General features: G+C 71.3%; 15 protein-coding genes. 5 read left to right on the top strand and 10 right to left on the bottom strand.

Annotation, left to right across the window (positions count from 1 at the left end; genetic code table 11):
* The first annotated feature begins 18 nt into the window (after positions 1–18).
* Complete coding sequence (locus tag EXE47_RS03140) at positions 19–1,320, top strand: PQQ-binding-like beta-propeller repeat protein (protein ID WP_089307797.1); 1,302 nt, start codon at positions 19–21, stop codon at positions 1,318–1,320.
* A gap of 35 nt (positions 1,321–1,355) precedes the next feature.
* Here EXE47_RS03140 and EXE47_RS03145 read toward each other — a convergent pair whose 3' ends face one another.
* The 5 genes from EXE47_RS03145 to EXE47_RS03170 form a co-directional block, all read right to left on the bottom strand.
* Positions 1,356–1,568, bottom strand: a complete 213-nt coding sequence (locus EXE47_RS03145) for a helix-turn-helix transcriptional regulator (RefSeq protein ID WP_049929951.1) — start codon at positions 1,566–1,568, stop codon at positions 1,356–1,358.
* 2 nt (positions 1,569–1,570) lie between these two features.
* A complete protein-coding gene (locus tag EXE47_RS03150; protein WP_137708041.1) occupies positions 1,571–1,954 on the bottom strand; it encodes a hypothetical protein in 384 nt (127 codons plus the stop codon).
* Between the two features lie 324 nt (positions 1,955–2,278).
* Positions 2,279–2,476 carry a DUF5800 family protein gene (locus EXE47_RS03160; protein ID WP_086215320.1) on the bottom strand — a complete coding sequence of 66 codons (198 nt, stop codon included), beginning with the start codon at positions 2,474–2,476 and terminating at the stop codon, positions 2,279–2,281.
* A gap of 107 nt (positions 2,477–2,583) precedes the next feature.
* On the bottom strand, positions 2,584–2,841 hold the full coding sequence (locus EXE47_RS03165) for a hypothetical protein (protein WP_049929956.1): 258 nt from the start codon (positions 2,839–2,841) through the stop codon (positions 2,584–2,586).
* 116 nt (positions 2,842–2,957) lie between these two features.
* Positions 2,958–3,137: a DUF5786 family protein gene (locus EXE47_RS03170; protein WP_049929958.1), complete on the bottom strand. Its 180-nt coding sequence runs from the start codon at positions 3,135–3,137 to the stop codon at positions 2,958–2,960.
* Positions 3,138–3,263: 126 nt separating this feature from the next.
* On the opposite strand from EXE47_RS03170, the gene EXE47_RS03175 reads away from it, so the two are divergent.
* Positions 3,264–4,388 carry a polymer-forming cytoskeletal protein gene (locus EXE47_RS03175; RefSeq protein WP_089307798.1) on the top strand — a complete coding sequence of 375 codons (1,125 nt, stop codon included), beginning with the start codon at positions 3,264–3,266 and terminating at the stop codon, positions 4,386–4,388.
* A 263-nt stretch (positions 4,389–4,651) separates the two neighbouring features.
* Positions 4,652–5,533, top strand: coding sequence for a hypothetical protein (locus EXE47_RS03180; RefSeq protein ID WP_199237861.1), 882 nt, complete (start codon positions 4,652–4,654; stop codon positions 5,531–5,533).
* Positions 5,534–5,589: 56 nt separating this feature from the next.
* Here the strand turns inward: EXE47_RS03180 and EXE47_RS03185 are convergent, their stop codons facing one another.
* Positions 5,590–6,360, bottom strand: coding sequence for a ribonuclease H-like domain-containing protein (locus EXE47_RS03185; RefSeq protein WP_089307800.1), 771 nt, complete (start codon positions 6,358–6,360; stop codon positions 5,590–5,592).
* Positions 6,361–6,505: 145 nt separating this feature from the next.
* Here EXE47_RS03185 and EXE47_RS03190 point away from each other — a divergent pair, with 145 nt between their 5' ends.
* Both EXE47_RS03190 and EXE47_RS03195 read left to right on the top strand, forming a co-directional pair.
* The gene (locus EXE47_RS03190) at positions 6,506–7,219 is read left to right on the top strand and encodes a glycerophosphodiester phosphodiesterase (RefSeq protein WP_137708005.1); all 714 of its coding nucleotides are present in this window, start codon (positions 6,506–6,508) and stop codon (positions 7,217–7,219) included.
* Between the two features lie 25 nt (positions 7,220–7,244).
* Positions 7,245–7,973: an SOS response-associated peptidase gene (locus tag EXE47_RS03195; protein ID WP_089307801.1), complete on the top strand. Its 729-nt coding sequence runs from the start codon at positions 7,245–7,247 to the stop codon at positions 7,971–7,973.
* Between the two features lie 61 nt (positions 7,974–8,034).
* Here the strand turns inward: EXE47_RS03195 and EXE47_RS03200 are convergent, their stop codons facing one another.
* From EXE47_RS03200 to EXE47_RS03215, 4 genes are all read right to left on the bottom strand, one after another.
* Entirely contained in the window at positions 8,035–9,501 is a 1,467-nt protein-coding gene (locus EXE47_RS03200) for a small ribosomal subunit Rsm22 family protein (RefSeq protein WP_089307802.1), read from the bottom strand.
* A gap of 25 nt (positions 9,502–9,526) precedes the next feature.
* A complete protein-coding gene (locus tag EXE47_RS03205; RefSeq protein WP_086215328.1) occupies positions 9,527–10,300 on the bottom strand; it encodes a prephenate dehydrogenase in 774 nt (257 codons plus the stop codon).
* A gap of 182 nt (positions 10,301–10,482) precedes the next feature.
* Entirely contained in the window at positions 10,483–11,820 is a 1,338-nt protein-coding gene (locus tag EXE47_RS03210; RefSeq protein ID WP_241988188.1) for an MFS transporter, read from the bottom strand.
* A gap of 102 nt (positions 11,821–11,922) precedes the next feature.
* Positions 11,923–12,600, bottom strand: coding sequence for a thioredoxin domain-containing protein (locus EXE47_RS03215; protein ID WP_089307803.1), 678 nt, complete (start codon positions 12,598–12,600; stop codon positions 11,923–11,925).
* Positions 12,601–12,696 lie beyond the last annotated feature (96 nt).

Below are 12,696 nucleotides of genomic sequence, written 5' to 3' on the forward strand. Positions count from 1 at the left end.
GACCCGAGGGCTAGCCCGATGACCGACGCCCGCTCCCGACGCGAGTGGCTCGCCGCGGTCGGCGCAGCGACGACCACCGCCGCGGCCGGCTGTGCCTCGCTCGACAACCCGCCCGTGGACGGGCCCCGCGAGGCCCCGGACGTAGACCCCGGCGCGGGGGACGCGACGCGACAGACGATACCTCCGGGCGTGGCGCAGTTCCGCGGCTCGCTGGAGCGGTGGGGGTACTACCCGGACGAGACGGTGGCCGACGCGGTCGAAGAGGCGTGGCGGATCCCGGCGGTCAATACCGGCGACCACAGCGCGGCGAAGGCGAGCGCGGTGCCGACCCCGGACGGCGGCGTCGTCCTCCCGGGCGACACGGGGGACCTCCTCGCGATAACGACCGACGGGGACGTTCGCTGGCGCGGCGAGACCGATGCGGGAGGGCGCGGGATCCACGGGACGCCCGCGGTCGCGGACGGTCGCGCCTACGTAGGCGCGTACGACGGCGTCCTCTACGCGTTCGCGCTCGACTCCGGCGACCTGGAGTGGTCGACCGACCTCGGCGGCTCGATCGGGTCGAGCCCGCTGTACCTCGACGGGGAGCTGTACGTCTCGGTCGAGTTTCCAAACCCCGAAGGGCGGCTGTTCGCGGTCGACGCGGCGACGGGGGACGTGACGTGGGAGGAGCCCGACCACCGTCCCACCGACCACCCCCACTCCTCGCCCGCGATCTCGCTCGCCGCCGGCCGGATGGTGTGCGGGTCGAACGACGGCTACTGCTACTGTTGGAGCTTCCCGGAGCTGGAGTTCCAGTGGCGCTTCGCGACCGACCCGCCCGCGTCCAACGACGGCGAGATCAAGGGCCCGATCGCGACGTACGACGGCGCCGCCTTCTTCGGCTCGTGGGACTTCAACGTGTACCGCGTGGACCTGGAGACGGGCGAGGAGGACTGGCGCTTCGAGACGGGCGACCTCTCGATGACGGGGCCCGCGATCGACCCCGAGCGCGACGTGGTGTACATGGGCAGTCACGACGACCACCTGTACGCGCTCGACGCGGCGACGGGGGACGTGGAGTGGCGCTTCCGGACCGGCCGCCCGCTCACCGGCTGCGCGACGGTCGCCGGCGACCGCGTGCTGACGGGGTCGAAGGACGGCACGCTCTACGCGCTGGAGGCCGACTCCGGTGACGAGGTGTGGCGCGTCGACCACGAGGGCTGGATCACCAGCGCGCCACGCGTCGTCGACGGGGAGATTTACTACGCCGAGCGCGCGCCCGACCCGGAGGGGGGAGACACCGACGGCGGCGGGTACAAGCTCGTCGCCGCGGAGTGAGCGGCGTGGCTGCGGTGGAGGACCGCCGAGACCGCTCACGGCCGCGGTCGATCGGGTAGCTCGAACACCTCCTCGATTCGGGCGTCGAACTCTCGCGCGATCCGCCACGCGAGCTCCAGGGAGGGGTTGTACTCACCCTTCTCGACGTAGAGGACCGTCTGCCGGGTCACGTCGACGCGGTCGGCGAGTTCGGCCTGCGTCAACCCCGCTTCTTCGCGGAGCTCCCGGATACGCGTCTCGAACTCCACGGTCACGCCTCCACGCCCCGCCGTCGGACCCAAGCCCGCGTGCCGTGGGCGACGGAGGAGACGCAGATCGCGACGGCGGCCCACACCACCACGACGCGGGCCTGCGCGTAGGCGGTCGCCGCGACGCCGGCGAGTCCGCCCGTCGCCTCCAGAGCGGACCCGAGGAGGAAGACGGCGAGCGCGGCCCCGAACAGCAGCATCACGGCGCGGCTCGCGGCGGTCCGCGTGATCTCGCGGGTGCGCTCGTCGATCGGCGTGTGACCGACGCGGTCGGCGAGCGTCCGGCTGACCGGGAAGAACGCGACGAACAGCACCGCGCCGCCCGCGATGAGCGGGGCCGATTCGCGGGTCAGTCCGAGGTTGAGGGTCAGTACCGTCACGAGCATGTGAACGGCTCGTCCGATGCGGTATCGCGTCTGAGGTCGCATGGAGTGGTCACCTCTAGATGTAAATTCGATCTAACGTTATATATTTCTTACTCTACTAACCGGCGCGAGACCCGTTCCTCGCGAGGATTGCGTCAAATATCGGGCAGCGGGCCGTCGGTAAGGAGATCACGAGCCCGCTATCGACGGCGGGGGCTGTCGTGGCCCAGCCCGCAAGGCAGGTCATACTCGAAGGAACCAGCGGTGAGATGGAACCTGCGAACTCCCGAAGACGTGGACCTACCCCTCAGTGAGGAAAGCCCACGAGTGTAGTCGTGGGAGAAGTCACAACACATCGCCGATCCGGACCGGTTCGCCGTCGAGTTCCGGGTCCTCGGCGACGATCGTCAGGACCTCGTGGTCGGTGACGTCCCGGTACGACTTCCCGGTGGCCTCCTCGATCAGCGTCTTCTCCAGTTCGAACTCGGTCCCCTCGTAGACGACGTCGACCCCGCGGTCGGTGAACGTCAGTTCGGTACGCATGCGCTCAGATACTCGACGAGAGGGGATAAGCGGCACGAACACAGGGAGTCGGCGGTTTCGAGGTGTATCACGAGACCTGCCCGCGGCGGGTCGGCCGTGGGTCCGGGTCAGATCGCGTTACAGGCGGTGTCGTGGCCGGACTCGCAGAGTCGTTCGAGCGTCTCGCAGGCCTGTTCGTTCCCGTTCGCGCAGAGGCGGCGAGCGAGCGCGACCGTCGCGGCCGAAGTGGAATCGGCGCTCGCGTCCTCGCCGTCGCTATCTTCCGAGTCGGCGGCGGCGAGCCGATCGGGACCGCGCGTCCGTTTCCGGCGGTTGCTCCGCGTCGAACGGCTAGATCGGTTCGATAGTTTGTGCCTCCGTGGCATAGAGTAACACACGCCGCGGAAACAGATAAATCCGAATCAGGTGTGCGAACTGTACGCACATCGGCCACGGCCGGTCGGCGGCGAGTCGCGTCGAAGCGTGACAGGAGAGGGGCAGTTCAGTCGTCGTCCTCGTCGCGCATCTCGGAGAGGCGGCCGACGAGGTCGTCGGTGTCGGCGTCGCCCTCGATGGAGACCTCACCGTCGTGGTCGTTCTCGTGGACGTTCACCGCGTCGTCCTCGTCGGTATCGACGTCCTGGTCCTTCTGTTCGCTCTCGTCGTACGATCCGAATCCCATACCTGTCCGTTTGGCGGCGCACTGAAAAGCACCGCGACCGCGATCCCGTGCGAGAGCGATTCACTCGCGTCCGACGTTCGTCCGACGCCCCGTACCGTTTATACGCGCGGGGCGACTGCTCCCGGTGTGTCGCTGCGAGGAGGCGGCCCGATAGAGGAGCTCGCGATCCCCTCGGGGACGACCGTCGAGGAGCACGACGTCGTCGTCGACGGCGACGTGCTCGTGGGCGGCCAGTCGACCGTCGAGCTCGGCGTCCGCGGCCGCAACGTCGCGATCGGCGAGCGCGTCAGCGTCGGCGACGACATCGAGGCCGAGGGAGACTGCCGGCTCGACACCTGGTGTTCCGTCGACGGCAACGTGTTGGTCGGCGAGGACGCGTACCTCGGCGAGCGGGTCACCGTCACCGGGCGCCTGATGGTGTCGGGCGACCTCGACATCGGTGACGACGTGACGATCGAGGAGGGGTTCGAGGCCAACGGCTGGATCGTCATCCGCAACCCGGTGCCGACGATCGTCTTCTACTTCATCGTCCTCTCGCAGCTGCTGCGCGTCGGCGAGACCGACGCGGCCGACGAACTTGCCGAGGCGCTCGCCGACGGCGACGACGTCCGCGACCCACTCTTGATCCCGCGGAGCACCGAGATCGCCGACGACGCGTGGCGCGTGTCGACGCCGGCGACCGTGGGCGACGACTGCCGGCTCCACGGCAACCTCCGCGCGGCGTCGATCCGCGTCGGGGAGCGCAACGAGGTGTTCGGCTCGCTGCGCGCCCGCGAGGACATCACCGTGGGCGCGGAGACGGTCATTCACGGCGACGTGACGACCCGGGGCGGAACCGTGACCGTCGAGGCCGGCGCGCGCGTCCTCGGCGACGTCTCCGCCGGCGACCTCGTGGTGTACGACGGCGCGGAGATACAGGGCACGCTCAGGGCGCGCGGCGAGATGAAGTTGGTACAGCGGACGGGCCCCGAGACCGAGGCGGACGAAGTCGAGGAAGGGGGAGGAGCCGAAGCCGGAGGGTCAGACGGAGTCGACAGCGAGGAGCCGGACGGAGTCGACAGTGAGGAGTCGGACGGAGTCGGAGATGACGACGCCGATCCGGGCGACGGGACCGAGAACGAGACGACGGAGTCCGCGCGCGAGGACGACGCCCCCGAGACAGACGGCGAGTCCGACGCCGAGGGGACCGCAGCGGTGACCGCCGACGCCGGGGCGGCGACGGAGGCGGTCGAGTCAGAGAACGACTCCTGACCGGGAGAGAACGTCTTCGGCCAGTACCCGCCGATCCCAGAACAGCTGTATCGAAGCCTGAAGAGACACATTAACGCAGATGAGCCGCCAGTTCGGCGGACGTTTAACCCGATTTTAGCCGTTTTAATTTCACAAATTATCTGAACGGACACAAGGCACTTACAACGGCCGCCGAAACGGCCGAGTGCGACATGAGCCGATCACTGACGGCGACCCGCCGCGCGACGCTGGCGGGGCTGGGCGCGATCGTCGCATCGGGAAGCGTGACAAGCGTAGCCGCGGCCGCGGAGAGGGACTGGACCGTCGAGGCGACAGAGACGGACAGCACGCTTCACGACGTGGTGTCGGCGAACGCCGGTCGCTTCGCGGTCGGGGGCGGCGGCGTGCTCACCGCGCCCGCCGAGGAGGGTTGGCTGACGCTCCGCGACGGCGGCCCGACCGGAAACGGGAACAACCTCTACGGCGCGTCGGTCACCGACGACGGCGAGCGCGTCTGGTTCGTCGGCGCGAGCGGCGCCATCGGCGAGTACATCCCCGCGACGGACACGCTCGTTGACCGCTCCGCGCCGATGGACAACACGAACAACTACAACGACGTCGCGGTCACCGGCGCCGCCGGCGAGGCGAACGTGTACGTCGCCGGCGACTCGGGGAAGATCTACTACAGCTTCGAGAACGGCGCGACGGGGACGTGGGACTACGTCACGCCCGGGAGCGGCTCGGCGCTCCCCGCGATCGACTTCCACGCCCCCCGAGGCGGACACGCGATCGATACGAACGGGCGCGTGTTCGCCACCGACGACGGCGTCACGTGGAACGCGATCGGCATCGAAGACGCGAACGTGACGTTCTACGGCCTCGACAGCGACGCCCCCGACGACGTCGCCGTCTCCGGCGGCAACGGGACGCTCCTGACGTACGACGGCGCGAACTGGACGCCCGACGCCCTCGGCGACGCCGACCTCGTCGACGTCGAGACCGACGGCGAGGCCGGCTACGTCGTCGGCAGCGGCGGGGTGGTTCAGGAGTCGACCGCCGACGACCGGATCGTCCTCGACACGCCGACCGGCGAGAACCTGAACGCGGTCGACGTCGACGGCGACGCGGTCGTCGTCGGATCCAGCGGCACCGTCCTGCGTCGGTAACGGCCTCGGCGACGGCCACTCGATCGGTCCATACCCGCCGAGCTATCGGATCCCCCTCAGTCGCCGTCTCCGTCCGGGGCGGCGACGAACACTTCATCGTCGAGGGCCTCGCAGACCGCGTCTGCGAGCGCCCGGAGGTTCACGGTGTCCTCGCGGTTGTACGAGACGAGCGTCTCCAGCGCTTCCTCGTCGCCGCGCTCGTACTCACGCCAGAGGCGCACCGCGTCGCGGCCGGAGATGTCCGGGCGGTCGCGGTCGATCCCGAGTTCCTTCTCGATCGGTTTCAACCCGCCCGAGAGGCCGATCCGCTTGGCCGGGTACATCAGGTCGAGGTGGGGCGTGTCGATTTCGACGTCGAAGGATGTTTCGAGGAAGGGGACGTCGAAGCGCGCGCCGTTGAACGTCGCGAGCAGGCTCGCGTCCGCGAACTGCTCCCGGAGCCGGCGCGCGGTGAGGTCCTCGCCCGCGACGAGCGTCGTCGTCTCGCCGCCCTGATGGAAGCTGACCGTCGTCACGCGGTCGCGGCGCTCGTCGAGGCCGGTGGTCTCGATGTCAAAGAAGCAGGTCTCCTCGCGGAAGTTCTCGTAGAGCCGCCAGCGCTCGCCGGAGGGGAACTCGCGGTCGAAGTAGGTCGCGTCGCCGTCGTCGAGCCGCGTCAGCGCCTCCGCGATGAACGACTCGATCCGGTCCGCGGTCGTCGTCCCGACGCCCGCGACGTCGACCCCGGGGTCGAACGCCTCCCACGTGGTGACGCCCCGCCCCCAGAGGCGTCGTTCGGTCGTCTCGCCCACCCCCTCGACGGGGATGAAGCTGTTCTCGATGCGCATGTCCGTTCCGGCGCGACGCGTAGCTAAAAAGCCGACGGGAGCGGGCGGGCGGCCCCGACCGACGAAGAGCTAACACGGTCCGGGCCCGAGGGCCGTGCGTGATCGAGCGAGCGAACCGACGGGAGGGCGAGGCGCGAGCGCCGCGATGACACGGACAGACCCAGACGATGTCACGCTGATCGGGCATCGCGCCTGCGCCGACCAGTACCCGGAGAACACGGTCGGAGCGATCGAGCGCGCGTCACCGCGCGTCGACGCCGTCGAGCTCGACGTGCGACGGTGTGCGAGCGGCGAACTCGTCGTCGTCCACGACGCGGATCTCGGCCGACTGACCGACGCGTCCGGACCCGTCGCGGATGCCGACTGGAGCGAACTCCGCGAACTGACGGTCCTCGGCTCCGAGGAGTCGATCCCGCGGCTCGACGGCGCGCTCGACGCCGGGCCCGACGACCTCACCGTCAACGTCGAGGTCAAGGAGCCGGCCGTCGCGGGCGACGCGCTCGACGCGGCCCGGCGGGCGGCGAACGAAGTACTGTTCTCGTCGTTTCACCCTCGGGCGCTCGCGGCGCTGCGGGACCGCGACCCCGAGACTGCGCGCGCGCTGCTCGTCGCGGGCGGGGACGCCGAGCGCGCGGTCGAGGCGGCGACCGACCTCGGCTGCGTCGCGGTCCACCCCCCGATCGACGTCGCGACCGAGCCGGGGTTCGTCGATGCGGTACACGAGGCCGGGCTGCGGGTGAACGCGTGGACCGCGACAGACCGCGACGAGGTCGAGCGGCTCCTCGGAGCCGGCGTCGACGGGATCATCGCCGACCGGTGGGACCTGCTCCCGGAGCCGGGGCGGTCGTCGCGGGACTAAGTAGCTCCCGCTCCAACGCGACGATATGTGCGGCCGCTACACCCTCTTCACCCCCACCGCCGACCTCGAAGCGCGGTTCGACGCCGACTTCGGCGACCGTGAGCCGAGCTACAACTGCGCGCCTGGGCAGTCGCTACCGGTGATCGCGGACCGGGATCCCGGCAAGACGACCCGGATGGAGTGGGGGCTGACCCCGTCGTGGGCGGACGAGTCGTTCGACCTCATCAACGCCCGCGCGGAGACCGTGCGGGAGAAGCGGAGCTTCGCCGACGCCTTCGAGCGCCGGCGCTGTCTCGTCCCCGCCGACGGCTTCTACGAGTGGGTCGGCGGCGACCGCGGCGGCGGGAAGACCCCCTACCGCGTCGCGTTCGACGACGACCGCCCGTTCGCGATGGCGGGGATCTACGAGCGGTGGGAGCCGCCGACGCCGGAGACGACCCAAACGGGGCTCGGCGCATTCGGCGGCGGGGCTGAGGGCGGCGAGACGGGCGACGAACCGGACGCGGTCGAGACGTTCTCGATCGTCACCACCGAGCCGAACGACCTCGTGGCTGACCTCCACCACCGGATGGCGGTGATACTCGACCCCGACGCGGGCGAGGAGGAGACGTGGCTCCACGGGGGCCCCGACGAGGCCGCAGCGCTGCTCGACCCGTACCCGAGCGACGACCTCACCGCGCACCCGGTGTCGACGCGGGTGAACTCGCCGAGCGTCGACGCGCCCGACCTGATCGAACCGGTGGCCAGCGACTGAACCGTACGCCAACGGCTGAGCCGGAGCGGTCCGGCTCGTCGGACCCGGCGCCCGCGACCGCTCAGGGCGCGACGAGGTCGACCACCGTCTCGTCGTCGACGACGACGTTGTACGCGCCCTCGTCCTCGTTCCAGAGGACGAGCCCGTTCTCGACGAAGACCACCGACCCGTAGTCGGCCTCGCGGAGGTCGCGGTTCAGCGCGGTCTCGCGGGTACAGACGAGGTAGTGGTCGGTCGCCTGCGAGCCGTCGCCGACACGGTAGAGCGCGTTGTCCCCCTCGCTCAGGTCGTGGCTCAGCTTCACCGCAAGCAGGTTCACCCGGTCGGTGACGTGGCGCTCGGACTCGGCCATGCGCGCGCACCGCTCCGCGCTCGCCTCGATGTCGACCCGTCGCCGCCCGTCGGGGCGGAGTATCGAGTAAGCGAACTGGACATCGACGTTGACGAACTCGCCCGGCTCGTCGGTCTCGCCGCGCGCCGTCGCCTCGTCGAGCCGGCGCTGGAAGGGCGGGACCGCGAGGTCCGGGGCCACGTCGAACGACCACCCCGGATCGCTCGGGACCGCGTCGGGCCACAGTCGGAGCGCCGGCGAGTACATTTCGGCGTCGCGTCCCGGGCCGGCGCCGTCCCCGTCGCACGCGACGAGCGCCCGTTCGACCCGCCGGAGCCCGACCGCGGTGTTCCGGTCGGCGGGCGCGAACGCCACGAGGCTCCCGTCGGGCGCGAGCGCGTCGAGGGCGGCGTCGGCGACCGTGACCGGGTCGGCGAGCTCCGAGAGCACGTTACCGAATATCACGATGTCGAAGGGGTCGTCGGTCGCTGCGGCGGGCGATTCGCCCTCGTCGAGACCGAGGAACGCCTCGGCCGTCGCCTCGTGGAGCGTCGTCCGGAAGTTGCGGCCGGTCTCCTCCAAGAGCCGGTCGAGCACGTCGGTCGCGGCGCTCGGCTCGACGGCGTGGTACTCGACGATCGCGTCGTCGGGGAGGTAGTCGTGGAGGCCGAGCGCGGGGCCGCCCACGCCGGCTCCCACGTCGAGGACGCGGAGCGTCCGGTCGAGCAGGCCGTTCTCGGTCAGGTCGTCGAGGACGTGGCCGACCGTGGCGTAGTACGCGGGGAGGTGGTAGATCGCGTAGCCGAGCGCCGCGACGCGGTCGTACTCGACCTCGTTCTCGTAGAGGTAGTCCGTCTTCAGCTGGCGGACCCGCTCGCGGAGCTCGTCGCCGGACTCGCCGCGGTGCCAGTTGGCGCCGTACTCGCGGACGAGCAGGTCCTCAACCGCGAACGCGTACGCCTCCGGAAGCGCCTCCGGGGCCCAGCCCGGTGGGTCGACGGGCGACTCCTCGACGGGGACGAACGCCCCGTCTTCGCGCTCGCGGAGCCGGAGGTCGAACGCCTCCTCGCGGAGCGTCTCGCGGACGACCGCCGGGTGCGGCGTCCCCTCGATGTACTCGGCGATCTCCTCGGGGTCGATCGGTCTGACGTTGCGCAGGTAGTTCGCGTTGTTCCGGACCGCGGTTCTGTCGATCATGGTTTCTCGTCTGCTTCGCGTCGGCTCACTCCAGCCGGTCTCGCCCCTCGCGGTCGCCGCGGGCGCGCTCGTAGAGGGCGGCGAACGCCTCGTCGTCGGCCGCCGCGATCTCTGCCGCGGCGTCGGCCACCCCGTCCGCGCCGTCGAAGGCGCGCTGAATCTCCGCGTACACCGCGGGCGAGCCCTCGGTGACCGTGTCGGCGACCTCCTCCAGCGCGGCCGACACCGGCGTGTGGAACTCCTCGCGGACCGGGTCCGCGGCGAGCCGCCACGCGAGCACCGCGGCGTGCGCGCCCGCTTGGACCGTCTCCATCGCCGCATCGTGTTCGTCCGCGGTCGTCTCGAACACGTCGTTGCCCCCCGCCTGGACCGAGTCGGTGAGCCCGTCGACCGTCGGGCCGCCCTCGTCGACGACGACCGCGACGTTCCCCGGAACGCGCGGCGGGGCAAACAGCGGGTGGTAGCTCGCGCGTTCGAGGCCGGGGGCGTGCTCGCGCATCGCCGCGAGCGCGTCGGTCATCTCGCCGGAGACGTCGACGATCGCCCGCTCCGCGCGGGGCGCGTACGCCTCGACCGCCGCGGGGACCGCCGACATCGGCACCGCGAGGCAGACGGCGTCGTGGGCGGTGTCCCCGTCGGCGGCGACCGCTCTCGCGTCGCGGTCCGCGGCGGCGTCGGCCGCGACGGCCGGGTCGCGGTCGGCGAACGCGACGGTCGCGTCGACCGGCGCGGCGTCGGCCGAGACGGTGTCGGCGACCCAGCGACCGATCTCGCCGGCGCCGACCACGAGGAGGTCCATCGGTTACGCGAACGGAGGTGACGCGCCGGTTAAAAGGACTCGCCTCGAAGCGGGCGAGGGATCGGACGCGCCGGAGGCTTAGACGCGACGGAGGCTCGGACGCGACGGAGATTGGGGCGCGGTGGGATCCGACTCGGCAGGACTCCCGACGCGACGCTCCGGGCCGGGGGGGTCGGTCGGTCTCACCCCTCCGCGCCGAGTCGACCGATCACGCCCGCGCCGGGCGAGAGAGACCGGACCGCCGGGAGCAGCGCGAGCGCGATGGCCAGTTCCAGTCCGCCGACCGCGAGGAACGCGGGCGTGTACCCGAACGCGCCCGTGGCGCTCCCGCCGACGAGGAAACCGGCGAGGAAGCCGAGCGAGCCGAACACGTTGAACAGCCCCATCGCCGCGCCCCGCACTTCCGGCTCGACGAGGTCGGTGACGAGCGCCATCGTCGCCGGGGCCATCAGCGCGCCGCAGACGCCGACGAGGACCATCAGCGCCGCGGCGATTGGGTACGCGGGCGCCACGCCGACGCCGACCGTTGCGACGCCGTACGCGAGCGACCCGGCCACCACAGGGAGGAAGCGGCCGATCCGGTCCGAGAGCGCGCCGAACGGCGACTGGAGGAGCGCGAACGGGACGAAGAAGAGCGCGAGGGTCGCGCCCGCGCCGGCCGCTGACAGCCCGAACGTCGCCGGGTCCTGGAAGTAGTAGACGCCGACCAAAGCGAAGAAGCCCGCCGTCAGTCGGTCGACGAAGCCGAACGCGAGCGGGACGAGGAGGCCGGGCGTCGTCCGGGCGCGGGCGAGCACGTCCCGGAAGCCGCCCCCGTCGGTCTCACTCGCCGAGTCGCTCGCCCCCGAGTCGCTCGCCTCCGAGTTGTTCGCGGCCGCGGTCCTCCTTCGGTCGTCGACCGTCGCCGCCAACAGCCCCGCCGCCGCCAGCACGACCGCCCCGGCGTACACCGGGTACAGCGCGCCGAGGCCAGCGAGCGAACCGCCGACGACGGAGCCGACCGCGGCACCGAGGCCGATGGCGAACCCGGCGGTCCCCATGTTCCGGCCGTTGCCGCCGCGAAGGTCCATCAACAGCGTGATCGACAGCGAGAACGCGCCGATAGTGAGGGCGCCCCCGACGACCCTGACGAGGAGCGCGGCCCCGAAGCCGAGCCCGAGTCCCGGCAGCGACGCGAGCGCGACGTAGGAGGCCGCGCCGCCGAGCGCGCCGGTGACGATCAGCGGAACTCGCGTCCCGAGCGCGTCCGAGAGCGCGCCCCAGACGACCGCGAACGTCACGAACGCGCCGAACTCCGCGACGAGGAACCACATCCCGGCGTCGATGCCGGCCGGGGCGCCGAGCGCGACGACGAGGTCCGGCACGCCCGGGTAGAGGAGGACCTGCGAGATCAGCACCGCGAGGACGACCGCGCCGAGCCGGCGGCGGTCGGTCGCGTCGGCCGCGGCTCCGGCGGTGTCGATCTCGGCCGCGCGGTCGCCGCCGGCCGCGGTCGCGGCGGAGGAATCGCCGTCGCTCATCTGCGGGTACGACGGGACGAACGGGCAAAAGACCGACGCTCCGCAGAGTATCGGCCGGAGAGTCCCCTCACGACTCGGGTCCGGTCGGGGCCGTCACGCGCCTCAGAGTTCGGCGTCGATCGCCGCGGCGACCGTCTCGGCGGCGTACCCGCCCTCTACCGGCTCGCCGTTCACGAAGATCGTCGGCGTCCCCTCGACGCCCATCGACGAGCCCTCCGACCTGTCGTCCTGCGTAGCCGCCTCGTACGTGGAGAACTCCGCGTCGGACAACACCGCACAAGGGTCCGCGCCGGCGGTCTCGGCGGCGGCCCCGAGCGCCTCGCCGCTGTAGTTTCCCTGCGACTCGTAGGCCGCCTTCGCGAACTCGAAGAACGCCTCGTCGTCGTGACGGATCCCGACCCCGCGGGCCGCGCTGGCGACCGGGACAGCCCACCGCTCGTTGACCGGGATCGGGAAATCCCAGTGCTCGTAGCGGACCCGTCCGGGGTCGACGTACTCCTCTCGGATCGTCGGGAAGTGGTCGAGGTTGTACGTCGCGCAGTGCCCGCAGGTGAAGTCCTCGAACGCCCGGACGACCACGTCCGCGTCCGGGTCCCCGAGCGTCGGCCGGTAGTCGAGGTTGGGGTCCGTCGGCTCAGAGAGCGAGCAGTCGTACGACCCCGTGTCGAGGCTGAGTTCGCCGCCGTTTCCGTCGCCGCCTCCGCCGCCGAGACAGCCGGCGACACCGACGACGCCGGCCGTGGCCCCGGCCGCGAGCAGGGACCGCCGCGTACGTTCCATGCCTATCGCTGGGGTCGGTGCGTACTTAACCACTCCGCGACCGGACGGCGGCTCGGAGCGGAGACGCGGCGCGCGTCCGAACGTTTTTGCCGCCGC

The sequence above is a fragment of the Halorubrum sp. GN12_10-3_MGM genome (assembly GCF_005435235.1).
Taxonomy (GTDB): Archaea; Halobacteriota; Halobacteria; order Halobacteriales; family Haloferacaceae; genus Halorubrum; species Halorubrum ezzemoulense.